At 56.9% G+C, this 23,243-nt stretch carries 22 protein-coding genes; 16 read left to right on the forward strand and 6 right to left on the reverse strand.

From position 1 onward, the window contains the following. The coding region (locus tag AMR42_RS11565) for an ATP-binding protein (RefSeq protein ID WP_143473042.1) at positions 1–1,659 on the reverse strand (1,659 nt) is incomplete at its 3' end. Positions 1,660–1,802: 143 nt separating this feature from the next. Here AMR42_RS11565 and AMR42_RS19880 point away from each other — a divergent pair. From AMR42_RS19880 to AMR42_RS11585, 4 genes are all read left to right on the forward strand, one after another. Further along, positions 1,803–2,060 carry a hypothetical protein gene (locus AMR42_RS19880; RefSeq protein WP_143473044.1) on the forward strand — a complete coding sequence of 86 codons (258 nt, stop codon included), beginning with the start codon at positions 1,803–1,805 and terminating at the stop codon, positions 2,058–2,060. An 856-nt stretch (positions 2,061–2,916) separates the two neighbouring features. Further along, entirely contained in the window at positions 2,917–3,183 is a 267-nt protein-coding gene (locus tag AMR42_RS11575) for a hypothetical protein (RefSeq protein WP_099533617.1), read from the forward strand. 202 nt (positions 3,184–3,385) lie between these two features. Continuing rightward, positions 3,386–4,792, forward strand: a complete 1,407-nt coding sequence (locus tag AMR42_RS11580) for a hypothetical protein (protein ID WP_099533618.1) — start codon at positions 3,386–3,388, stop codon at positions 4,790–4,792. A gap of 71 nt (positions 4,793–4,863) precedes the next feature. Beyond that, on the forward strand, positions 4,864–6,069 hold the full coding sequence (locus AMR42_RS11585; protein WP_099533619.1) for a VWA domain-containing protein: 1,206 nt from the start codon (positions 4,864–4,866) through the stop codon (positions 6,067–6,069). 204 nt (positions 6,070–6,273) lie between these two features. On the opposite strand, the gene AMR42_RS11590 is transcribed toward AMR42_RS11585, so the two are convergent. The 3 genes from AMR42_RS11590 to AMR42_RS11600 form a co-directional block, all read right to left on the reverse strand. After that, positions 6,274–6,831, reverse strand: coding sequence for a glutathione S-transferase family protein (locus AMR42_RS11590; RefSeq protein ID WP_099533620.1), 558 nt, complete (start codon positions 6,829–6,831; stop codon positions 6,274–6,276). A 90-nt stretch (positions 6,832–6,921) separates the two neighbouring features. Continuing rightward, positions 6,922–7,134, reverse strand: coding sequence for a hypothetical protein (locus tag AMR42_RS11595; RefSeq protein WP_099533621.1), 213 nt, complete (start codon positions 7,132–7,134; stop codon positions 6,922–6,924). A 333-nt stretch (positions 7,135–7,467) separates the two neighbouring features. Then, on the reverse strand, positions 7,468–8,484 hold the full coding sequence (locus AMR42_RS11600; RefSeq protein ID WP_099533622.1) for a thioredoxin domain-containing protein: 1,017 nt from the start codon (positions 8,482–8,484) through the stop codon (positions 7,468–7,470). Positions 8,485–8,626: 142 nt separating this feature from the next. Here AMR42_RS11600 and leuB point away from each other — a divergent pair, with 142 nt between their 5' ends. Then, a complete protein-coding gene (leuB, locus tag AMR42_RS11605) occupies positions 8,627–9,718 on the forward strand; it encodes a 3-isopropylmalate dehydrogenase (protein ID WP_099533623.1) in 1,092 nt (363 codons plus the stop codon). Between the two features lie 235 nt (positions 9,719–9,953). Then, positions 9,954–10,772, forward strand: a complete 819-nt coding sequence (locus tag AMR42_RS11610) for a TlyA family RNA methyltransferase (protein ID WP_099533633.1) — start codon at positions 9,954–9,956, stop codon at positions 10,770–10,772. Between the two features lie 733 nt (positions 10,773–11,505). On the opposite strand, the gene AMR42_RS11615 is transcribed toward AMR42_RS11610, so the two are convergent. Further along, positions 11,506–11,757 carry a hypothetical protein gene (locus AMR42_RS11615; protein ID WP_199291512.1) on the reverse strand — a complete coding sequence of 84 codons (252 nt, stop codon included), beginning with the start codon at positions 11,755–11,757 and terminating at the stop codon, positions 11,506–11,508. 497 nt (positions 11,758–12,254) lie between these two features. On the opposite strand from AMR42_RS11615, the gene AMR42_RS11620 reads away from it, so the two are divergent. The 5 genes from AMR42_RS11620 (at position 12,255) to AMR42_RS11645 (ending at position 17,493) form a co-directional block, all read left to right on the forward strand. Beyond that, positions 12,255–13,514, forward strand: a complete 1,260-nt coding sequence (locus tag AMR42_RS11620) for an extracellular solute-binding protein (protein WP_099533625.1) — start codon at positions 12,255–12,257, stop codon at positions 13,512–13,514. Positions 13,515–13,652: 138 nt separating this feature from the next. Continuing rightward, on the forward strand, positions 13,653–15,026 hold the full coding sequence (locus AMR42_RS11625) for a hypothetical protein (RefSeq protein ID WP_099533626.1): 1,374 nt from the start codon (positions 13,653–13,655) through the stop codon (positions 15,024–15,026). A gap of 58 nt (positions 15,027–15,084) precedes the next feature. Then, positions 15,085–15,630, forward strand: coding sequence for a holo-ACP synthase (locus AMR42_RS11630; protein WP_099533627.1), 546 nt, complete (start codon positions 15,085–15,087; stop codon positions 15,628–15,630). A gap of 852 nt (positions 15,631–16,482) precedes the next feature. Then, positions 16,483–16,752, forward strand: a complete 270-nt coding sequence (locus AMR42_RS11640) for a PipX family protein (RefSeq protein ID WP_099533635.1) — start codon at positions 16,483–16,485, stop codon at positions 16,750–16,752. Between the two features lie 72 nt (positions 16,753–16,824). After that, positions 16,825–17,493, forward strand: a complete 669-nt coding sequence (locus tag AMR42_RS11645; protein ID WP_099533637.1) for a YggS family pyridoxal phosphate-dependent enzyme — start codon at positions 16,825–16,827, stop codon at positions 17,491–17,493. A gap of 50 nt (positions 17,494–17,543) precedes the next feature. Here the strand turns inward: AMR42_RS11645 and AMR42_RS11650 are convergent, their stop codons facing one another. Beyond that, positions 17,544–17,789, reverse strand: a complete 246-nt coding sequence (locus AMR42_RS11650) for a hypothetical protein (protein WP_099533629.1) — start codon at positions 17,787–17,789, stop codon at positions 17,544–17,546. A gap of 363 nt (positions 17,790–18,152) precedes the next feature. On the opposite strand from AMR42_RS11650, the gene AMR42_RS11655 reads away from it, so the two are divergent. From AMR42_RS11655 to AMR42_RS11675, 5 genes are all read left to right on the forward strand, one after another. Then, positions 18,153–18,854 (forward strand): cell division protein SepF, encoded by a 702-nt coding sequence (locus AMR42_RS11655; protein ID WP_099533630.1) that lies wholly within the window; start codon positions 18,153–18,155, stop codon positions 18,852–18,854. A gap of 208 nt (positions 18,855–19,062) precedes the next feature. After that, a complete protein-coding gene (gene proC, locus AMR42_RS11660) occupies positions 19,063–19,896 on the forward strand; it encodes a pyrroline-5-carboxylate reductase (protein WP_099533631.1) in 834 nt (277 codons plus the stop codon). A gap of 79 nt (positions 19,897–19,975) precedes the next feature. After that, positions 19,976–20,680, forward strand: coding sequence for a M15 family metallopeptidase (locus AMR42_RS11665; RefSeq protein WP_099533639.1), 705 nt, complete (start codon positions 19,976–19,978; stop codon positions 20,678–20,680). A 211-nt stretch (positions 20,681–20,891) separates the two neighbouring features. Then, positions 20,892–21,950, forward strand: a complete 1,059-nt coding sequence (locus AMR42_RS11670; RefSeq protein WP_099533632.1) for a hypothetical protein — start codon at positions 20,892–20,894, stop codon at positions 21,948–21,950. A 660-nt stretch (positions 21,951–22,610) separates the two neighbouring features. Then, positions 22,611–23,243, forward strand: a 633-nt coding sequence (locus AMR42_RS11675) for a leucine-rich repeat domain-containing protein (RefSeq protein WP_199858165.1), incomplete at its 3' end; no start/stop codon positions are given.

Raw genomic sequence — 23,243 nt, forward strand, 5'->3', positions numbered from 1 at the left:
CACCGCCCAGGCTTGCCAGGAAGGAACGTGGTTTGGATCGAGTTCAGTAATTTCCCGAAAAAGTTTGCGGGCTTGGTCATAATTTTTGCGGTCATTTTCCATCACCGCCCAAATGTTGTAGACAAAGCGGCGAATCGGAAAACAACTGACCGCTGGCCGAAACACATCCCGCAGCGGCTCCACCGGCAAGTCCAGCGCCTTGGTCTTGGTTTGCACCCGCAAGTTGTGCATCAGGCGCGGCGTGAGGAAATAGTCCGGTGCTTGCTTCAGTTCCGCGTCAATAAACTGGCTGAGACGGCGATATTTGGCCCGATCGCCCTGAAAAATCACCGTCGCAATCACCGGGTGGCGCGTTTGGATCAGTCGCCCATAGCCCTCCGAAATTAACCAGCCATCGGTTTTGGCCAGAATGTCGGTCTCCAGCTCATCCACATCCAAAATCGTTTCCAACAAACGCGCCGGAAACCCCAAATCAAATGTGTGCAACGCCGCCACCAACTGACAAGCCCGTACCACTCTTTCGCCAAATCGATCCGCCAAGTCGTTCAGGGTTTTTTTGACATAGCTGGTCAGGCTTTCGTTGTATTTGGCCTCCAGCAACATCACCAACAACTGGCGATCGGCCCCCTGCCGAAACTTGGCCGCCCGGGCCGCGGGCGACAAATTCGCTAATTTGCCCAACTCGCCCGCCCGCTCATAGGCCTCCAAAAAGCGATCGATTTCCGCGTCGCTGACTCGATCGATCTCAAAGCGCTGAATCTGGGCGATCGACTGGGGAAGCTGCCGACCCCCGAGCCACAACTCTCGCCGCACCCCCAACACCAACAACAACCCCGCCCCGGACTGGTGGAGCGATCGCACCTGCTGCTCCAACCCCTCCAAGTCCAGCGCATGGGCATCGTCAACAATCACCACCACCCGCCGATCGGTCTTCAGGGTGGCCAGCGCCGTCAAATCCAACGCCACCTGATTGCGCTGATTCGGTTCGTGCCACAACACCCGATCGCCCCGATCGTTCAACTCCGCCGCCAACCGCATCAACAGAGTGCTTTTGCCATCACCCGATCGGCCCAACACCAGCGCGATCGGCAACGCCCCACCCAACGCCGCCCGCGATTCCACAAACTCTTGGAGATCTTTGAGGCGATCGCGCCGCACGTCATAGCCCGCTGCAATATCCGCCCACTGGGGCAACGTGCCGTTATAAAACGCCTGACTGGTGTGGGTCGCTACCGTCGCCCGCGCCTGCTCCAGGAGCGATCGCACCGTCGGATAACCAGGAATTTCCGCTGGAGGTGGGAGCGTTGTTGAAGAACTGGGGATCTCCACTGAAGGTGGAGCAACCGGCCGAGTCCGTTCCGAAAACTCCGTTCGCAAAATTACGAGAACTGCTTGTCGTTTGCCTCTGCCAACAATTTGCTTAAGGTTGGGATAGAAGTCGGCTAAGCGCCTATACACATTGGTCATGTGATTCTTAAACGTGTTTTCGCCAATGTCCAGAGAGATAGAAGCCTGGACACGCGAATCGCTGCGCTTCTGTTCGGCAAACTGAACGAGAAATGCTGCCTTTTGCTCAGGTGTGAGACCGTAGTAATCAGCCTGCTCGCTTAAAAATTGGCTCCAAGTTATGGCGGGGGTGGGAGAGCGTGGCGATTCCATGTTGGGCGATCAATAGCTGTAGCTGTTCCTGGTCGGTAGACCAAGAGGGGACTAAACCAGACTAAGACGGGACTTGTGGGGGACTTGGGCGCTGATTACCAATTTGAGAATGGTTGCGTAGTCAATGATTCAAGGTTTTCACCATGAATTCGCAACCCCAAACTAACACCATTCAAACGACCCAAGAAACGATCGCCCAGCCCGCCCAACTCGACCCGATCTTGTCCCTCCCGATCGCCCAAAATGCCCCAAGCTGGCTGATCGCCCTGCTGACGGTTTGCGTCATCGTGGGTCGGCTCGAAAAGAGCCTGCGGTGGTCGTTGTTGCTGCTGCGCCAAGCCCGTCAGTGGCGCAACCCCAAACAGAGCCAACGCCGCCAAAACCAGCCACCCACAACCTAGACCGCGATCGCTGATCTTCCCGACCCAAAGTCGTGGCATGTCCGCAGGGGCGTACCGATGTGCGCCCTCCAACCGGATCGATCGCTCTCTCAGTCCGGCTGCATCATTGATCACACCAGCACCCGGCAGACAGGTCAAAAAAATTGCCAACCCTGACTTAAACCCCCGATCGCCCTGATCCTCGTCTTTGGCTGGGCAGCGACAGCCCAAAGCCACCACAAATCATCCTCAAAATTCAGACGATCGAGCGCCAGCCAACCTAAAAATGGCGGATCACTTTCGATCGTCAACGGGAGTCGATCGCGGATCGCTTCCAGCAACAGGCAAAGTTAGTCTTTATTAAAGGCCTTTCAGTCCAAAATTCTGACCTCAAGCATCATTTTCTCTTCAGGAACGTCAATGTAAAATAAAATACAATTATCAAAAATGACTTAAAACCAAGAAAAAATATTGAATCTTGAGATTTCTGGAAGTTTTATGAATTTCAACAATTGAATTATTCGCATTTAAGCATCAAATAAAATCAAATCAAATTGAAATTCACAAGAAATTATTCTTGATTTCCGGCTCGGATTGAATAATGAAAATTACAACAAAAAGAAAAATTAACTTGATTGACAATTGGAATTAATTGAAATTTTCTGTAAAAAATTGTATTGCAAATGTTTAAAAATGAAATGATTTATTTTTAAGAAAATTGTTGCCAATTTTTAATTGCGTGTTTATACGGAATTGTTCAGAAAAATGAAAAAATTAACATTAACTTCTCTCAAATTCCAATTAGCTTGAGGCACAATTTGTAGAGTCCAATTGGAAAGTCTGATCAACCCTCCAATTAAGCTGGAGATTGTGCAACATGTCAGTAGATTGGAAAGTGAACAGTGCAGACACCGCTGCTCAAGCAATGGGTGGTGAGGTTCTTGATCTCAGCAATGAATTTCGCGACGACTACCATGTCTTGGTCTACCGCTGTCCCGATGGGCGGGTGATTGTATTTGAAGATTGGTGGTTTCGCGTCAGTGAATTTGCGAATGAGGAAACTTTCCAAAAGGCCCTTGCGGGGGGAAATGAAGATTACCCGTTTGATTTGGAATTAGCCAATAAGCAGATTCGTTTGGAGTAGATCAAGGCGATCGGGATAAGCCATGGGCTAATTCAAGGGTGATGGCTAAATTTCCCAAGAATGCAGGTTAGCCACTCAAACAAGATTCCAATTGAGAACCCATCGACAGAATTCTTAGCCCCATTAGCTCGATCGACTCGATCGACCGAATCAGTTGCCTGGTATTTCCCTAGGGTTGCAGTGCTTTTTGGAGAAGTGATTTGTGAAGAATCAAAAGATTGTTGAAGCGATGCCTGGCTACCGCTGGGAAATTGATGGAGCCAATTTTGTTAAGGTCGTCTATCGTCAAGATTCAGACCTGGTTGTTTTTGCTGATCAGGGCATTTGCCACTATCGATTTGAGGACGATGGTGAGCGGTTGATGGAGTTTTTGGACGCACAATCGCTGGTGGATGTGGGCACGGTCACGGATGGTGGTTGGCTGGATGTCACGCCCAGTGTTGTGATTCCCTGGAGTTCAACCGCAGAAACAACCAACACAACAGCAGATTCTTCTACCTCAGCACCGTCCACCCCAGGAAAGGCCTACACCTTTCGGGTACTGAACAACGACGGCACTGAGTTTGGAAAAGGGTGCTTTACCCTAGGGGATGGCAGCGAGTCTTCGGTGGAATATCGCCGGGGCAGTGCGGAAACCTTGACGGCGTTTTGGTATCGCGACCCGATCGTCGGTGTGTTGGATCTCAGCGCTCTGTTGAGCTTGAGTTTCAGCGATCGGGCAGGCGAGCAACAGTTTCAGTTCAACGCCTGGGCCCAGCCAGACTTCGATCGGGGCTTGGTGGCCGGTGGTGCAACGCCGGATCAACTGGGTCATGTGTCTGCGCACCGGGGAGCGACGGAAGACGGAAGCTGTCAAGGGCGCAAGTTGGAGTGGGTGGCGATCGGGCAGCCCACGATCGAGGTCATCGAAGAAGATGGCGTGACGATCCCGCTGGTGGACTTGGTGGTGGCGATCGACTCCAGCGTTTCCATGAAGGACGAAGCGGTGGCGCTGGATGCGGCCGTTTCCGCCGCGATCGAGGCGGCTCGGGCCCATTGCCCCTCTGACTTGCGAGTGGTCTATCTGGGCATTGAAGGCACGTTCCGAGACACCCGTTTTAATCAATCCATTCGCAAATACCTGACCACAACGGCCAAAGCGGCGGAGGCCGAGTTGCGGGGTCGCCAACGCGGCACGGTGGCCGGCGGTGGGGCCCAAGAAGACGGCGCAAGGGCGATCGAGGATCTGAGTCGCCATTTTGACTGGCGGCCGGGGGCTGGGCGGGCCCTGTTCTTCCTGGGCGATGAGTCCTTGGATGGCGGGAACCAGGATGCCAAGCAAGATCAAGGAGACATCGAAGCCGCCAACCTCGCGATCGCGGTGGCCAAGGAAGCTGGCGTGCGGGTGCATACCTATCTTGGAACTTCCTCGGTGAAAGACAAAGTGCGCCGGGAAATTGAAGGGGAATACGCCAGGGTGGCTCGGGAAACGGGCGGTCAATCCTTCACCTCCCAGGATGCGCTGCGGGGCTTCCAAGCCCTGTTGCAAGACGTGATTTGCGGCAGCAAGCCCGCACCGCGCCGCATTGAACATCCCTTCTGTTGCTGCCAGGCCTACGTTGAATCCTAGGGGTTCACCAGTCAGCGGCCTGCCCAACGTTTCACGATCACCAAGCCCAAACCTCACAGGAATTTGCTGCTATGCCTCAGGTCACGAGTTTTGTTTTTCACACCTTGAATCCGGATGGTTCGGTTTATGGCCGGGGCTGTTTTGCCTATGAAGGGCCGCCGGACGGGGTTGATATTCAATACAACTTCGGCACGTCGGCCGGCGGAACGGCGAATAAGATGCTGTCGTTTTGGTATAGCGACCCGGTGACGGGCACGCTGGATATCAGCGCACTGATTAATTTCAACTGGACGAATGGTTGGCAGGGGGCCCACTATCGGTTTGATTTCAACCTCTGGAACCATCCCTACAACAGCCACGGCATGACCGCTGGCCAAGCCCAACCGAACCGCCTGGGCCCCATTTCCGGTCACCGGGGCAATGGGGATGTTTCAACCCAAAAGCGGCTGCAATGGCCCACCTTGGCTCCGGCCACCATGACCGGCCAGGGCGGCTCCGCCACGCCGGTTCCCGCACCGGCCCCCGTGCCAACGCCCTCGCCCACGGAGGTCTTGACGATTCCCAAGGTGGATCTGGTGGTGGTGATCGATTCCAGCGTGTCGATGAAGGATGAGGCGACGGCCCTGAGTGAGGCGGTGGGCGCGGCGATCGAGGCGGCCAAAACCAGTTGCCCTTCTGATTTGCGGGTGACCTATTTGGGAATTGAGGGGGTGTTTAAGGGAACGCGGTTCGATCGCACCGTGCGCAATTACCTGACGGAAACGGCCAAGGTGTCGGAATCGGTGCTGAAGGGCCGCAAGGTGGGCACGGTGGCCGGCGGCGGGGCCCAAGAGGACGGCGCAAGGGCGATCGAAGATGTGTCCCTGAATTTTGACTGGCGATCGGGCGCATCGCGGGCCGTCTTCTTCCTGGGCGATGAGTCCTTGGAAGGGGGCAACGAGAACGCCAAGCAGGATCAGGCAGACATCGAAGCCGCCAACCGGGCGATCGCCACGGCCAAGCAAACCAAGGTGAAAGTCCACACCTATTTGGGGACTTCCGGTGTGAAGGCCAGTGTGAAAAAAGAAATCGAGGGTGAATATGCCCGTGTGGCCAAGGAAACCGGCGGGCAGGGTTTCACTTCGCAAGATGCCCTGAGCGGTTTCACGGGGCTGCTGCAAAAGGTAATCTGCGGCAGCAAGACGGTGATTCCGGCCCCTGCGCCAACCCCCACGCCAACGCCTGCGCCGGCCGCGCAACCCTTCTGTTGCTGCCAAGCGTTTGTGGAAGGCAAGTAGTTCCTGCGATGCTTGCGATTCCCGTTGCCACCCACCAGCAGGCGATCGGGGCGCGATCGACCTAATCCGTTCAGGTTGATGACAATTGAGCACGAAGCATGGGGGCCGATCGCCCGATCGGCCCCCACTTTCCTTTGCGTATTTGTTGGGATTTTTTTGTTGAGATCTGGAGGTTGATCCCGATCCCTGGGCTGGCCGCGCTGTCTAAGCTCGCGAGCCGATCGCCTTGTGGAAGGCCGGCCGCTCACTCAGCCGTTTCAGGTAAGCGCCCAGCGCTGGATAGGGCGACAGATCCATCTTCAGCATCATGGGGATGTAGGCCAAAATTGACCCCAGGGCCACATCTGCCACCCCGAAAGTTTCACCCGTGATATAGGACGACTGGCTTAACAGCTCGTTGATGCCGCCCAGCAAGCGCGGAGCTTCCCGATCGCGGTTGGCTTCCACAAAAATTCCGGTGGCAACGGTGGAATTGGCAAACAGCGTCCATTGTTGATCCACTGCCCGTTGCTCCGTGGATTTTTCGGGGCCGTACTTCGCATCCAAGTAGAGCAAAATCGCACCGGATTCCCACAATTTGAAGTCGCCATCTTCAATGGCTGGCACTTTGCCAAAGGGGTTAATCTCCGTCAGCGGTGGTTGGCGGTGTTCGCCGGCCTGCATGTCCAGCAAAATGAACTCGTAGTCTAGGCCCAACTCTTCGAGATACCACTGCACGATCGAGGCCCGGCTGCGCGCACCGCCATAAAGCTTAATAGCCATCGAATTTCAGTCCCAGTTTTGATTAATTTGCTCAGACTGAAATTTTAATCATTAACGCAGGGCCCCAACCGGAACCCCCGCCCCGGAGGATTAGCGAGTGCCCGTACCTTGAGTGCGGCTGGGGCCACCGTTGTCGGGAGGCGTGGGCTGGGCGGCTGAGGCGCTTTGGGGCGCAACGGCCGCCACCAGCGCGGCATCGATCGAATGGCCATCGATCGGTTGCATCACGGCGGCCGAACCCAGAATTACGCCCACGAGGGTCAAGCTTTGGCCAATGCGGGTGCAAGTTTGAAGCGCGGTCATGATTCAAGCCCCTGATGCGAGTCGTGAAGGTCAGCCAGGGTCGCGATTGGGTTGCGTCGCGCTCCTGATGACTCTTACTGTCGTGGGCGTTGCAAATCCGGAGGGGGGCAGCCGTGAAACTACGGAGGCTGGCCGATCGCCCGATCGCTGAAAGGCTGATCCTCTCGTTGGCGGTGGCGGCGATTCAGCGTCCAGTTTTGTAACTGGTTTTTAACCATCTCCGCTCTAGGAACCTCCCTTGGAACCGGGGCAGCCTGATATCCAGACCAACTCAAACAAAAGGGGCTGCCAGGGCGATCGCCTAGCAGCCCCCAGCCCCCGAACGGGGCCGGTTTAGAGAGAAGAGGGCGGAATCACCTGCAAGGCCGATCGCACCACATCCGGCGTTTGATCCAGCACCACCCCCAACAGGGCCCCGGTGGAGGTGCGGCTGATGATGGCATCGGCGGCTCCGCTGTTGTCCACATTGCCAGCGGTCACCGTCACATCAGTAATGGCGAAATCTGCCGCCAACAGCACCACGTCTCCTTGGCTCACGCTGAGATCCGTAATTCGATCGACCGTTTGCACCCCGGCTCCGGCCACGGCTTCCTCAGCTCGCAGCACAAACAAATCTCGGCCCGCACCCCCCGTCAGCACATCCGTGCCAAAGTCGCCGGACAACACATCATCCCCATCCCCACCCAACAGCGTGTCGTTCTCCCGACCACCCCGCAGGATGTCATTGCCATCGCCGCCCACCAGGGAATCGTTGCCCCGGTTGCCGCTCAGCAGATCATTGCCCAAGCCGCCATCTAGCACATCATTATCAGCACCGCCATTGAGCACATCGTTGGCATCGTTGCCCAACAACAGATCATTGCCCGCATTGCCAAACAGCACATCCACATCACTGGAACCAGTCACGGTGTCATTGCCCCCCAAGGCCCGCACCCCGCTGGGATATTCACTGAGACTGTTGACGGGGATAACGCGGTTATCGCTGTCGTTGGTCAAGTCCAGAAATTTGGGCCCCGCCAACAAGTTCACGCTGTTGCGGGTGAGGAAGCTGCGTACCTCGTTGCCGGACACTGCACCCACAAATTGATCCGTTGCGCGGCCGCTTTGCACCAAGCGCACATCGGGGGTCGATCGCACCCCCGCCTGTTGCACCAATCCCACCTCCTGTTGGGTGTTCACCTTGGCCAAAACCACGTCGTAGTTTTTAACGATCTCTTCTAGCACCGGGCTGAGCTGTTGGCAGGCGCTGCAAGTGGGCGAGGAAAAGTACAGAACCACCGGCTTCTCGCTGGATTTGCTCACCACCTCGGTCTGAAAATTTTGGGCTGTGATATCAACTTTGGAACTCATGGTTTAGACCTTTTATCTGGATAACCATCAATCATTTGTCTTCACGACTATGCCCTAAGTCATCGGGAAAATCTCCCATGGAAAGGGCCGCCTCCCGTCCTATGATGAAATCCGTTCAACCCTCCCGACATTTGACCGACCCGTGACCCAGACCTATCGCATTGCGCTGCTGCCCGGTGATGGCATTGGCCCCGAAATTACCCGCGTTGCTGTTCAGGTGCTCGAAACCGTCGCCCAAAAGATTGGGGTGACCTTTGAATTCACCGAAGCGCCGATCGGGGGCTGCGCGATCGACCAAACCGGCGAACCCTTGCCCGCCAGCACCCTGGAAATTTGCCGCAACAGTGACTCGGTGTTGTTGGCGGCGATCGGCGGCTACAAGTGGGACAGCCTGCCCAATGCCCAACGGCCCGAGCGCGGCCTGCTGGGGCTGCGGGCCGGTTTGGGTCTGTTTGCCAATCTGCGGCCGGCAACGATTTTGCCCCAGTTGGTGGATGCCTCGACCCTCAAGCGGGAAGTCGTCGAAGGTACGGACATCATGGTGGTGCGCGAGCTGACCGGCGGCATTTACTTTGGGCAACCGCGCGGCATCTTTGAGGGCGAAAACGGCGAAAAGCGCGGTGTCAACACGATGGTTTACTCCGAAAGCGAGGTCGATCGAATTGCCCGTGTGGCTTTTGAAACCGCCAAGCGGCGGGGCAGCAAGCTTTGCTCGGTGGATAAGTCGAACGTGTTGGAAGTGTCGCAACTGTGGCGCGATCGGGTGACGGCCGTGGCTGCGGACTATCCCGATGTGGAGTTGTCTCATCTCTACGTGGACAATGCGGCCATGCAGTTAGTTCGCGCACCGAAACAGTTCGATACGATCGTCACGGGCAACCTGTTTGGCGACATTCTTTCGGATGCGGCGGCGATGTTGACCGGCAGTATCGGCATGTTGCCCTCGGCCAGCTTGGGCGAACCGGGCAAACCGGGCGTGTTTGAGCCGGTGCATGGTTCCGCGCCGGACATTGCGGGCCAAGACAAGGCGAATCCGTTGGCCCATGTGTTGAGCGCGGCGATGATGTTGCGCTATGGGTTGGATCTGCCGGAGGGCGCTGACCGGATTGAAAAGGCGGTGAATGAAGTGCTTGATCGGGGTTTCCGCACGGGTGACATCATGTCCGAAGGCAAGACCCTGGTGGGTTGCACGGCCATGGGTGAGGCCCTGATTGCGGTGTTGAACGAGGCGTAGGCGCATTGAACCGGAGGGCGCATCGGGCGTATCGAGCCGGAGGGCGTATCGGGCGTATCGAACCGGAGGGCGTATCGGGCGTATCGAACCGGAGGGCGCATCGAACCGGAGGGCGCATCGAACCGGAGGGCGCACGGCAGTGCGCCCCTACAGACCGGAAACATTGGGTAGGGGCGCACTGCTGTGCGCCCAAATCCAGGATCTTGGCAAAAATCCCTTAATTTCGGTTGATTGGGTGGCAAAAACGGGCAAACAACGATTAGATGCGCTGTTGGTGAGTCGCGGGTTGTGCGAGTCGCGCCAGTTGGCCCAACGGTGGATTCGGGCCGGCGAAGTGCGGGTCGATCGCGCCTGCATCGACAAGCCCGGAACCCTGATCGCCGAAGATGCTGAAATCGAAGTGGCGGCGCGATCGCGCTTTGTGTCCCGGGGTGGCGAGAAGTTGGTTCATGCCCTGGAGGCCTTCCCGATCGATCCCACGGGCCGAGTTTGCTTGGATGGCGGCATTTCCACGGGCGGCTTCACCGATTGCCTGTTGCAGGCGGGTGCAGCCAAGGTCTATGGCGTGGATGTGGGCTATGGGCAGGTGGCCTGGAGCCTGCGCCAGGATCCGCGTGTGGTGTTGCGCGAACGCACGAATCTGCGCCACCTGACCCCGGCGGAGCTGTACGGCCCCGATGATCCGATCCCCGATTTGGGTGTGGCGGATGTGTCGTTTATTTCCCTAACGAAGGTGTTGCCGGCCCTGTGGGCGCTGTTGCAACCGCCGCGCGAGGTGATTTTGCTGGTGAAGCCGCAGTTTGAGGTGGGGCGCGATCGCCTGGGCAAAAACGGCGTGGTGCGCAATCCGCGCGATCGGGCTGAGGCGATCGCCACGGTTTGGCAAGGGGCTGAGGCGATCGGTTGGCACTACGGCGGCCTGGTGCGATCGCCCATTACGGGCCCGGCGGGCAATGTGGAATTTTTGCTTTGGTTGCGTGACGCGGAAATTGCGGGGCGATCGGCTCCCGATTTGGCAGAATTTTTGGCCGTGGTGCAAATGGCCGACAACTGAGCCAACAACTAAGCCAAAACCAATCAAATCCAGTTAGATCAAGAATTCTGTCCCAAAATCCTGGCCGAGAGTCCGGATCGGGATGCACAGCGGTGCGCCCCGATCCATCATCCCGTCCCATCATTTTGGACTGAGCAACAACGCTGATTGTTCAAGATTTTGCAGGACTTTGCAGGGCTGTTCAGGGCTTTCAGGGGGCGATCGATCGCAACCAAAGCGCCCCTGAATCGGCCATTGGCATCACATCCCCCCTTTGAGCCAGAGGGTAAGCAGCCACATAATACTTTGTAAAGTCTTCCCACCGATTTGCTAAGGAAGTCAGAGGGTGATTACGAATTCTGGAGTAACCACTGAGCTTGCAGGTTCCAGAATTGAATATTGCGCACCGATCGTGATCGATCAGCCCTGGTAGGCTCTGTAATTGCTGAGGCCTGATGCGTAAAGCATGGGCAATGGTTGGGGATCTTTAACAGAATTACTTCCACGCGATCCGCTGATCCCACAAAATTCAGAGAAATTCCTTCAAGAAACCTTCAAGGATCTGATCAAATTTTTGATCACAAACTAACGGCAGTAGTCTCAAAGTTGCCCCTCTGGGAGATGAGAAAGGCATGATGAAGTTGACCCAAATCCGAACCGTCATCGGCGAATGACTGCCAATTTCAGACTTGCCTACAATCGGATTGAGGCCAAGGCAAAGGGTCGATCGACTCGTTGCTTGGAGGCATCCAAGTTAATGGATCCGTCGCGAAAGGAGTTGTTCCTCTAAGTCGGCAATCCGATTGTAGGCAGCAGTTAATTGAGCCATTAACCGTTGCACTTGAATTTCCGGCGTGAGTTCCTTGTCGCCCGCGCGATCGCTCGGTTCCCGATAGCTATCATCGATCAGAATATCTTTATATTCAGCATTCAGATCAGCCATGGAATGGAGGATAGGGCTGGGGGAATCAACCAAGGCTGCACCCCGTTGAAGAATCTGAGCCATTGGTTCATGTAAGGACGATGACTCTTCGGAAGAAACACGACTTGCTAAGCGTCCCAAGAGTGTTTCAATCGACTGATGTAGCGCATCGAGCTTGTGGTTGAGGAGTGTAATTTGATCTTGCAATGGTTCCATAGGAGGTCAGCGCATGGTTTTAGATTGCACTGGCGGAGGCTTGTGTTTTTATCGTAAATAACCCATCCTCAAAAGTTCAGCAATCGCTGAATCATTTAACGATTATCCGCATGGTAGATTGTGCAGGATATTATTGTTTTGGAAAGTGTTTCGCATTTTTCCAAAGAATGATCTTTTAGAAAAATATGCACAAAAAACTTGTCAAAACTTTATAAAACTTCAAATATCGAGAGTTGATCGCTAAAATGACCTGGCAAAACACTGCGCAATGAATGCGCGATGAATGCGCCATTAACGGACAAGCGACGCGCAAGTCGCATCAATTTCGCATTAATTTCGCATCAATGAAGGCAATCTAGGCGGCCATGGCTTTGCAAAATCCCGAGGCAAGGGCGGAGTTGAAGGGGAATCGATCGCCCGGAATGGCGGTGGATCTGGAGCCTCGGTGGGGGCGGCGGCAGTGGTTGCTCGGCACGGGGGCGATCGCGGCGGGCCTGTTGCTGGGGGGCTGTGGGCGGCGCAATCCCAATGATTTGACCGTGCTGGCGATCGAAAATACGGTTCCTGCCCAACTGCTCCAAGCCTTTCAGCGGCTGGCGAATGCGCAGGGAGCCACCCGAGGCATTCACCTGACTTTGCTGGATCAGGCGGAATTGTTGATGCAACAGTTGCAAGACTGGCAGCGGGATCCGGCGGGAACCACCATTGGTCAAGGTGATTGGCGATCGTGGATTCCGTTTTTGCGGCCGGCAGGGGCGGGGCCGGTGGGGTTAACGGGACTGCTGGGCCATGAATGGCTGGCGGGGGCAGTGCGGCGCGGTTGGATCCAACCCTGGCCCGATCGCCCGGCGGGGGTAACTTTGGGCGATCGCTGGCAGTCCGTCACCCAACTCAATCGCCAAGGATTGCCCGATCGCGCTGGATCTCTGTGGGGAATTCCCTACCGTTGGGGAACGACGGTGTTGGTTTACCGGCCCGATCGGTTTGCGGCCTTGGGATGGGAACCGCGCGATTGGGCGGACTTGTGGCGGCCGGAGCTGCGGGGCAAGGTGGTGCTGCTCGATCGGCCGCGGGAGGTGATTGGGCTGGCTCTGAAGCGATCGGGGCGATCGTATAACGAAGCTCAACCCCAGTCCGTAACCGGCTTGACCGCTGCTTTGGCGGCCCTCAATCAACAGGCCCTGATCTATGCCACTCAGGATTATTTGCAACCGCTGCTGTTGGGGGATGCTTGGGTGGCGGTGGGTTGGTCCCATGAGGTGGTGACGGCCCTGGCTCGCCAACGGAGTTTGCGGGCGGTGGTTCCCCAGTCGGGCACAGCCCTTTGGGCGGATCTGTGGGTGCGGCCGGTTCATGCGGCTCCGGAATCGCTGGATTTGGCGACCCTGTGGGCCAGTCTTGCTTGGCGATCGGACATTGCTCAAGGGTTGGCCGGGTGGTTGGATGCGGCTCCGGCTCCTTGGCTGGAGGGCGATCGCACGGCTATGACAGCCAGCGTTCAGCGGGATGTGTTGCTGCCGACACCTGAGCAGCTCGATCGCTGCGAACTGTTGCAACCGTTGCCGATCGAGTCGCTACGGCAATATCAAGACCTGTGGGTGGCAATGCGTCGATCGGTTGCTTAAGCAATCTCAGGCTCAGCCCAACGGCCCGAACCGGTTGGGATCGGCTCAAACCCAAGCTCAAACCCAGACAGCTTCCCTATACTGGGAACAGCACTGAGCAAAACCGCAAAAGACCCAGAGCGGCTGATTTATAGACCTATGGCTGCTGTGCCCGCGATCGAATCTGGCTTGTTAGAAGCCGTTGAGCAACTGAACTACCGTGTCACCGTGGCCGATGTGGCTGCCCAAGCAGGTTTGGATTTAAACCTGGCGGAACGGGGACTGATGGTGTTGGCGACTTCGGCCGGCGGTAACCTGCAGGTGGCCGAGTCCGGTGACGTGGTTTACGTCTTTTCCCGCGACTTTCGCGACATCCTGCGCAACAAGTACTGGCAACTCCAACTTCAGGAAACCTGGGCCAAGATTTGGAAAGTCCTGTTTTACCTGATTCGGCTGTCCGTTGGCATTGTGCTGGTGCTGTTGATTGCGGCGGTGCTGGTGGCGATCGTGGTGGCTTTGGTGGCCCTCAGCAGTTCTCGGGACAGCGATAGTGATAGCGGTGGTGGCGGCGATTCGCGGGGGTCTGGCTCCAGCTCGGGCAGTTGGAATATTGGTTTCCCGATCGGGGGCGGCTACTACGGCTGGTCTGACTGGACTTGGATCTGGTGGCTCGACTACGACAACTACGCTTACCAACGGCGACGGGAAAAGCCCGATCTCAACTTTTTAGAGGCGATCTATTCCTTTCTGTTTGGGGATGGCAACCCAAATTTGTATTTGGAAAAGGAGCGTTGGCAACTGATTGCCCAAGTGATTCGCCAAAACCAAGGGGCGGTGGTGGTGGAACAGGTGGCTCCCTATCTGGAGCTGCCCGATCGGGCAATGCCCAAGGCCCAAGACCTGGACGAAGATTGGATGTTGCCAGTTTTGGTGCGGTTTAATGGCCATCCCCAGGTGACCGATCGCGGCGAAATTATCTATCAGTTCCCCGACTTACAAACCACCGTGCAGGATTTGGCCGATCTGCCCGAAACCCTGCCGCGATTCCAGTCGGAGCGTATCTATAACTTCAGTCGCGCCAGCTCGGGGCAACGGGCCGGGGCGATCGCCCTCGGGGTGGCGCTGCTGGTGTTGTCCTTGGTGTTAGGGGGGCTGATTGCGGCGGGGGATGCGGCAACCTTTGGCAAGGCCTATGGGTTCTTGCGCTTTACCTGCCTGCTGGGATTGGGCTACAGCGGCGCATTTTTGAGCATTCCGGCGGTTCGCTGGTGGGTGATTTCGGGGCGCAATCGGGCGATCGAGCGGCGCAACCAGCAGCGCAGTGCCCTGGCGGATTTGGTGACCCATCCCGATCCAGACTTGGCTCACAAGCTGGCTGCCCGACAACAACTGACCCAAGCCCGCAACCAAATCACCGATCGGGATTTGACTTACACCACCGAAATGGACGTGACGGAGCAAGAAGCCCTGAACCCGGAAGCGGTCGATCGGGCCTGGCAACAGCGGCTGAACTCCGCTGGCTCTGCGGACTAGGCAGGGGGCAGGGATTGGGGTTTAGATTTCGGGTTTGGACTTTGGATATTAGGTCGCCGTGTTTTATCTGGGTACTGACTTGGTTTATATCCCCCGCATCCGAGCAGCCCTCGATCGATTCGGGGGCCGCTTTCTGCAACGGGTCTATACTCCCCAGGAACAGCGAACTTGTTGGCGATCGCTGGCTCGATCGATCCCCTGGGAAACCCTCAATCCCGAAACTCTGCTGAACAATCACCTCACGCCCGATGTGGTGAACCGGTTGGCGGGCCGCTGGGCCGCCAAAGAAGCCGTGGTCAAGGCCCTGGGCACAGGCTGGCATGGAGTGGGTTACAAGGATGTGGAAATTACCCGCCGGGCCACAGGCGAACCGGGCGTTTGTTTGCGTGGCCGGGCCCTGGCCGCCCTCGATCGCCGCTGTGCCCTCCATTGCCAAACCCATCCCGTCGCTGCCAGCGCTGGGCCCGAAGCCCATTGGCAAGTCAGTTTCAGCCACGATCGGGACTATGCCACCGCTTCCGCCATTCTGGTTTGTGGATCGGGGTCTGGCTCTTTGGGCCCAGCTCCCAAGGCAACCCGCACAGGATCGGATGTTGAATGTTGAATATTGGATATTGGATTAGGTATTGAATTTAGGTATTGAATTAGGTGCTGGATCAGAGATTAGACCTCTTGCGCAAATCAGCTAACAGCCCTCATCCCCCAACCCCTTCTCCCAAGGCGGGCGAAGGGGAGTCAGAAATCGAGAATTACGGCGATTTCGTTGTTGCTTTTCAAGTCCCTCTCCCGACTTGGGAGAGGGATTTAGGGTGAGGGTTTTGATTGATGCAAGAGGTCTATTGAATTGGGCGCTGTCTCTGGGGGTGAAAATTTGGGGTGGAATTCGACGGATCCTGAGAAAGTTAGCCCGCCGTAACATTTCCCTGAGACCGCAGCATCTTGGGTTCCGGGATAATCCTGACCATGAAAACGGTTCTCGCCCCGGCCCCACGGCTCAACGTTAGGCAGCCAAACCATCCAGAATCGGATCTGGGGGTCGATCGAGCCGATCGCCCCCACAAAGCAGCAAACCTAGACAAGGATTGTGTTTGATTGATCCCCGGTTTCTGATCCCGGCGCAGTGATCGGAATTAAGAATTTCAACCGAATTGGGCTGAATTTGGGTCAAACCCTGATCGAATCTCGACCCAAAACCCCGATCGCCCGTTAGCAACGCCTTGCAAAATCCCTGGAAATTGGAGAAACCCCGTAGAGATTTCACGGACTATCCCGGCGAAAGGCGATCGCATTCCGATACTATTAACTGTTCGATGCAACTGTTCGACACGAACGTTTTGCTGCGTCATGATTTGATGGCAATCTGCACGCCATAAACTAACCCGATCGCACTTCCTTGGCCATCCCGAGCCAAGCGCTCTGGGTGGCCGGCTTGCTGTCCTACCCCACTAGAGCTGGAATGAGCCTCGAAGCCTATCTAAATCACCCCACGTTTGGGTTATTGCTGATGATTTGTCGGCTGGAAAACAGTCGCGAATTATTTACGACGCTATACGCCCATCGTCTGTTCTTTTTGGTGTCGATCGCGGAGACGGGCCTCCGGTTTGAACCGGTTACCCGCAGCGATGCCCGAACCATGGTCGAGGTCAGAATGCGAGCGCTTCAGCGCAATGGCAACCGGGAGGAATATCAAGCGGTGCGGGCCGCCTACCAGCGCACCTTCCAGTAAAATCGCCTTACGAATCATCCTGTTGCCATGAGTGCGCCGTCTATGTCCCAGGATTGGGTGCAGGCTTTGGCTATGCTGCCCCGTTTGTCCCAGCGGGTCGAATTTTTGCGCGATCATTTGCCGGACTCGGTGCGATTCATGGCCGTTTCCAAGACCTTTGGCCCCGAATGTGTGCGAGAAGCCTATGAATGCGGGATTCGGGACTTTGGAGAAAATCGCGTGCAGGAAGCGGCAGAAAAACGCGCCGCCCTCAGTGACCTGACGGATATTCGCTGGCACTTAATTGGCCAACTGCAAAGCAACAAGGCCAAAAAAGCCCTGGAACTGTTTGAGTCGATTCATTCGGTCGATCGATTGGAGTTGGCCCAACGGCTCGATCGCCTGGCCGCCGAGCGCGATCGCCCGCCCCAAATTTGTCTGCAAGTGAAGTTGCGGCCCGACCCCAACAAGGCCGGTTGGTCGCCGAGTGAACTGCAAGCGGCCTTGCCCGAGCTGGATCGGTTAACCCATCTGCAAATTCGAGGATTGATGGCAATTCCTCCCCTGGGCTTAAACGAAGCGGAATTAGCGGACTTTTTTGCCGAAGCCCGATCGCTGGCGGATCAAATCCAAGCCCAACCTTGGCAACGCTTGGCCATGACGGAGCGATCGATGGGCATGTCTAACGATTGGCCGATCGCCCTGCAAGCGGGAGCCACCATGATTCGCCTAGGACGAACCCTATTTGGCGATCGGGCCTAGATTTCTCACCCGTTGAGTTGAGGAGATTGCACAAAAAATTCCCCAACCATTCAGCAAGACCTGTCAAGATCTGCCTGAAAGTGGCCAATTTTGACCCGATCGACCACTGATCTTCGTGAATGGTGACCATAGGTAACCGCCAACCCCGATCGCTCCCCCTCCGCCGCTCGATCGCCCTTGGCAACCACCCATCCTTCAGCGGCCAACCCGATCGTGGTGGAATCAAAAAAATTGGAGTAGACTGTTGACCAAAAAACGGGCAGCCAATCAATTACGGCTCCTTTTGAATAGCTCATTGGGGTGCTGATTGGGGAATTTGGGTCTGGATTCAGACCCTTAATCAGGCGGCTTTTAGCCCAGTCTGATAAAATCGGGGCGACCTAAACCCCAACCCATTCAACAATCATTGAACAGCCCCGCGCTGAAACCCCATTTTCAAGACAACAAGCGCCAAAAATGCTGAAGGTGACGATCAATCCCATCGGCAGCAAGGATGCAACTCTTGTGGTCAATGGCGGTTTAAATGGTGGTTAATGGTGGTTCGTCGAGGAGTGGATGTTAGGCAACCAAGCCGACGGAGTTTTGGCGGCGTTCAATCAGCCCCTAGAAACTCGTCGGTACTCCAGCCCCCAACGTGGTTAGTAAGTGGAGAGGACGAGGTGAACGCTATTTTTACGAAACTTCGGGATTTTGTGGGTCTGGGTGATCCAGTGGAATACGATTACGACTACGACGAAAACGATAGCAATAACAATGGCTACCGTGGTTCGTATCAGCAGCCAGCGGCGGAATCCCAGCCCGCTGCGGCTCCCACGGATGAGGCCAACGCCCGCCGTAGCCGTCGCTATGCCGCCGTTGCTGATGCATCCGCTTCGTTGGCCGGTGGGTTTCCGGCACCGGCTGCGGCCCGATCGCCCGAGCCGATTGTGCCGCCCAGCCCCCGCGCGACAACTGGAACCCCAACAACTTCTTCTATGAGCAACGTGATTGGTATGCCGGGTGCGGTAAACGGAATTTCCGAAGTGGTGGTGATGGAGCCACGCTCGTTTGAGGAAATGCCCCAAGCGATTCAGGCCCTGCGGGAGCGGAAGTCGGTGGTGTTGAACCTGACGATGATGGATCCCGACCAGGCCCAACGCTCCGTGGACTTCATCGCTGGCGGAACCTACGCCCTGGATGGTCACCAAGAGCGGATTGGCGAAAGCATTTTCCTGTTCACGCCCAGTTGTGTGCAGGTCAGCACCCACAGCGGTTTGGTGCGCGAAGTGTTCCAGGCCCAGGCTGCGGCCCAGGCTGCCGCTCGTCCTGGCCAAGCCCCCGTTTGGGCAACCGATCGATTCCAACAGGCCGCCGCTCAGTAGGCCGCCGCTCAGTAGGCCGCCGCTCAGTAGGCCGCCGCTCAGTCGGTTTAATCACGGCTCAATCTTCAACGATCAATCACGATCGAGGGGCCCTTGAACACCGGGCCAAACTGTAGGGCAGTAGTCAATCTATTGCCCTATATTTTTGCTCTTGACTAAATCCAATCCGCATCGATTGGATCGAAAAATTCAGCATGAGACAAGGTTTATGACGGATTCTGGGGCCGGTGCGGTTTGGCAGTTGGGCGTAATTGGCGGGGGCGTGATGGCCGAGGCAATTTTGGCCCGGTTGTGCGATCGGGACGTGATTCCTGGAGCGCAAATTTGCGTCAGTGAACCCATGGCCGAGCGCCGAGCGACCCTGGCCGAGCGCTATGGGGTACAGGTCACCGATGACAATCGATCGCTCCTGGCCCAATCCCAAATCGTTCTTTTGGCCATCAAGCCCCAAGTTTTTGCCACGGTGGCGGCCCAGGTGGCCGGTGCTTGGGATCCCGCGCGATCGCCCCTGATCCTGTCGATTTTGGCCGGCACAACCTTGGCCAAACTGGAAGCGGCCTTCGGTGGCTGTCCGGTGGTGCGAGCCATGCCCAACACACCGGCCACCGTGGGCGCAGGGGTCACGGCGATCGCCCCCGGTTCTTTGGCCGAGCAGGCGGCCATGGAACAGGCTCGCCAGATTTTTGGGGCGATCGGGCAAGTGGTGGAAGTGCCGGAATCTTTGATGGATGCGGTCACCGGGTTGTCTGGGTCAGGGCCGGCCTTTGTGGCCTTGTTTGTGGAAGCGCTCACCGATGGGGGCGTGGCGGCCGGGTTGCCCCGAGCCACTGCCAGCACCCTGGCCCTGCAAACGGTTTTGGGAACCGCCCAACTGTTGCAAGACAGCCAACTACACCCGGCGATCTTGAAAGATCGGGTCACCAGTCCCGGCGGCACAACGATCGCGGGGGTGGCCGCCCTGGAGCAGGCTGGATTCCGTTCCGCCACCATCGAAGCGGTACGCGCAGCCTGGCAACGATCGCAGGAATTGGGCCGCGCCTAGGGTTCGCCGTTGATGAACCCTCAAGCTTTACCCTCAAGCTCTGCCCTCAGGCTCCGCAACCGCCGCACCCATGAACCCCATGGCCCTCAAGCCCTATCAAAAAATCCCGATCGCGGACTGTGGCGAACCCCTAGTGCCCATCCCGCCCGATCGCTTCCAGCTCTGGGATCCGCATCCCTACGCGGTGTTGGGTGCGCCCTATGGTGACCAATCGCCCTTTTGGGTGCGATCGGGCGTGCTCGATCGGCTGTTGCAAGCCGCCCAATGGTTAGCCCAACAACAACCGGGCTGGCAACTGGCCATCTTTGATGCCTATCGCCCCTTGGCCGTTCAGCAATTCATGGTGGATTACACCTTTGCCGAATTGGCCCTCATGGAAGGGTTGGATCCCGTTGCCCTGGCGCAAAATCCCCAGCATCCCCAAACCCAAGCCCTGCGATCGCGCGTTAGCCAGTTTTGGGCCAGCCCCAGCGACCACCCCGCCACCCCGCCACCCCACAGCACCGGAGCCGCCCTGGATCTGACCCTGATCGACGCAGCCGGGCGGGTGCTGGACATGGGATCCCCGATCGATGAATGTTCCGATCGCTCATTTCCCGACCACTTCGCCCCAGCCACCGATCCCCAACACCAGCAGTTCCACGCCCATCGCCAACTGTTGCGACGGGCCATGGCCGCGGGCGGGTTTGCCCAACATGCCCAAGAGTGGTGGCACTTTTCCTGGGGCGATCAATTGTGGGCCGATCGCACCGGTCAGCCCTTAGCCCACTATGGCCGGGCTTAAGAGGCTGGGTCGGAGGAGTCGTGCCTGAGGGATCGCGCCTGAGGGGGCGCACCCCCACGGCAAGCCACCATGGGCGAGCCACCATGGGCGAGCCACCGAAAACCAGGTGTATGATTGCGAGAAATGGCGCTTCCGGCCAACAGCAGCCCCCCGGGCCCCTGTTGATTGGGTGAGCAGCCTCCAGGCTTTCAGGCAATTGAACCACCGGTCTATGTCTCAGACGGAATTGTTACTGCTCGCCCGGCAGGGCAATGTAGAGGCGATCGCCACCCTCATGAACCGCAAGTTACAGACGGCGGGGATTGCGGTGGAAGTGAGCCTTGATGGCAATTGCCTAATTTTGAATCTGTTGGGGGCCGATCGCGCCCCCGATCGCCCGGCGCTGATGACCTTTGTTCGCAAGGGCATGAACATCTTGAAGGTGGAACCCGTGGGCGTGGTGCGGGTCTCCGGTTGGGCCGCTGGGGCCGGCGCACCCACCTGGACCGATGCCCTCTATCTGGCCAATGATGGCTCTGGCATGTCCTTGGCCACGCCCCCGTTGAGCGCTCTGGGCCTGACCGGTTCGCCCAGCTACACGATCGCCCCCAGCCCGGCCCCCGCGCCCACGGAGATCAGCGCCACCTACGATCCGGGGAATACCGGGTTGGTTGCGCCGGCCCCCGCGCCCAACCCAGCCCCCGCGCCCCAACTCCCGCCGATTTATCCTGAGCCGACCTATCCCAACCCCGAAGAGGCGATCGACCTGATTCAACCGGAAAAGGTCTATGAAGATTGGCTGGCGGAAACGGGCCAACTGGGTTTCCCGATGCAGGGGGCAATTCCCAAGCTGGCGGAATTTTTGGTGTATTTCCTGAACGCACCGGAAGAACAGCTCATTGACGTGGTTTCCGTGCGCATTGATGACGGGCCGGCGGTGTTGCTGGTGACCAGTACCCGACTTTGCGCGATCGCCCTGCCCTCTTTTTGGAGCCAGCAACCGGTGCGGGAGCTGGCTGCTTTTGCCTATGGGGGCATTTCCCGCGTGGGTGTGTCCCGCGATGGGCTGGGCATTGAAACCACGTTGGGTAAGCAACTGTTGGCCTATTTCAGCAATCCTGTGTTAGGCGAGGCTTTTGTGAACCGGAGTCTGGTGCGGTTTTGTCCAGTGGAAGCAGATCCCTCGCTACCCAGCCCCAAGGACGAGCGATCGATTCTGTTTTATGGTCTGGCGATTTTGGCGGTGGTGTATTTGCTGATTCTGCTCTTGCATTGGATTTGGGGACGCTAGAACCATGGCTATCATCCCGATCGGGGGGCTGATTCGGCTGGGAATTGGTGGGAGCTTGCCTCGATCGGTTTGAGGATGCCCACAAGGATGCTGGCAATTTCTGGCAAATTGCTGAAGATTGAGCGTTGTTGCAGATCTTGGGTGATGGTTTGGATCGAGGATGGGTCGTTTCAGCATGGTTTGAGACTCCAATCGCGATCGGGCGGCTGGGCAATTCAGTCTTGCATTTTTGGGGTGGGTTTGTCGTGATGGGCGATCGGCGCTGATCACAACAAAAACCGTAGGGTGCATGGGAGGACGGCCCAATGGTTAAAACACGCTGGATGGGTTCTCCCATGCACCGCAGCGCGATCGCTCTCTCACGATCAGATGCTTTCAAGAAATGGTCGTTAAGTGCGTGACGGGTTGTGGTGCATGGGAGATGAGGCGAAATCGTCGTTTCTCTTTGGCCGTGCTCCCATGCACCCTACGGAATGTTGGGGATAGGCTCCTACAATTGGAGCGGTGATGTGAGGGGGCGGTGGCATGGAGCGGGCGGAGTTGTTGGCGCTGCTGGAGCGGGCGAAGGCGGAGGGCTGGACGGAGCTGGATCTAGCGGGGCTGGATGTGGTGGAGTTGCCCCCGGAAATTGGTGAGCTGACTCAGCTTCAAGTTTTGATTTTGGGGAAGTGGGATGAAGAAGCCCGAGAAGACGAGGGCAATCGATTAACAACATTGCCGCCTGAAATTGGTCAACTGCAAAATTTGACAGAGCTTGACCTCAGCAACAACCAACTGAGAGAGCTACCGACAGCAATCGGTCAACTGCAAAATCTGACAATGCTTGACCTTGGCGGCAACCAACTGAGAGAGCTACCGACAGCAATCGGTCAACTGCAAAATCTGACAATGCTTGACCTTGGCGGCAACCAACTGAGAGAGCTACCGGCGGCAATCGGTCAACTGCAAAATCTGATAATGCTTGACCTCAGTAGTAACGAATTGAGAAAACTACCGGCAGCAATTGGTCAACTGCAAAATCTGATAATGCTTGACCTCAGTAGTAACGAATTGAGAAAACTACCGGCAGCAATCGGTCAACTGCAAAACCTGACAGAGCTTTACCTCAGCTACAACCGACTGAGAAAACTACCGGCAGCAATCGGTCAACTGCAAAACCTGACAGAGCTTTACCTCAGCTACAACCGACTGAGCACACTACCAGCGGCAATCGGTCAACTGCAAGATCTGATCAAGCTTTACCTCACTGACAACGAACTGATAGAGCTACCGGCGGCAATCGGTCAACTGCAA

Source organism: Limnothrix sp. PR1529 (assembly GCF_002742025.1).
GTDB lineage: Bacteria > Cyanobacteriota > Cyanobacteriia > CACIAM-69d > CACIAM-69d > CACIAM-69d.

Excerpts from the sequence above, each read along its gene's own strand:
- AMR42_RS19880 (WP_143473044.1), top strand. The coding sequence starts at position 1,803 with ATGAATTCGCAACCCCAAACTAACACCATTCAAACGACCCAAGAAACG.
- AMR42_RS11575 (WP_099533617.1), top strand. The coding sequence starts at position 2,917 with ATGTCAGTAGATTGGAAAGTGAACAGTGCAGACACCGCTGCTCAAGCA.
- AMR42_RS11585 (WP_099533619.1), top strand. The coding sequence starts at position 4,864 with ATGCCTCAGGTCACGAGTTTTGTTTTTCACACCTTGAATCCGGATGGT.
- AMR42_RS11590 (WP_099533620.1), bottom strand. The coding sequence starts at position 6,831 with ATGGCTATTAAGCTTTATGGCGGTGCGCGCAGCCGGGCCTCGATCGTG.
- AMR42_RS11595 (WP_099533621.1), bottom strand. The coding sequence starts at position 7,134 with ATGACCGCGCTTCAAACTTGCACCCGCATTGGCCAAAGCTTGACCCTC.
- AMR42_RS11600 (WP_099533622.1), bottom strand. The coding sequence starts at position 8,484 with ATGAGTTCCAAAGTTGATATCACAGCCCAAAATTTTCAGACCGAGGTG.
- AMR42_RS11615 (WP_199291512.1), bottom strand. The coding sequence starts at position 11,757 with ATGGCTCAGATTCTTCAACGGGGTGCAGCCTTGGTTGATTCCCCCAGC.
- AMR42_RS11620 (WP_099533625.1), top strand. The coding sequence starts at position 12,255 with ATGGCTTTGCAAAATCCCGAGGCAAGGGCGGAGTTGAAGGGGAATCGA.
- AMR42_RS11625 (WP_099533626.1), top strand. The coding sequence starts at position 13,653 with ATGGCTGCTGTGCCCGCGATCGAATCTGGCTTGTTAGAAGCCGTTGAG.
- AMR42_RS11640 (WP_099533635.1), top strand. The coding sequence starts at position 16,483 with ATGAGCCTCGAAGCCTATCTAAATCACCCCACGTTTGGGTTATTGCTG.
- AMR42_RS11645 (WP_099533637.1), top strand. The coding sequence starts at position 16,825 with ATGCTGCCCCGTTTGTCCCAGCGGGTCGAATTTTTGCGCGATCATTTG.
- AMR42_RS11650 (WP_099533629.1), bottom strand. The coding sequence starts at position 17,789 with ATGAGCTATTCAAAAGGAGCCGTAATTGATTGGCTGCCCGTTTTTTGG.
- proC (WP_099533631.1), top strand. The coding sequence starts at position 19,063 with ATGACGGATTCTGGGGCCGGTGCGGTTTGGCAGTTGGGCGTAATTGGC.
- AMR42_RS11665 (WP_099533639.1), top strand. The coding sequence starts at position 19,976 with ATGGCCCTCAAGCCCTATCAAAAAATCCCGATCGCGGACTGTGGCGAA.
- AMR42_RS11670 (WP_099533632.1), top strand. The coding sequence starts at position 20,892 with ATGTCTCAGACGGAATTGTTACTGCTCGCCCGGCAGGGCAATGTAGAG.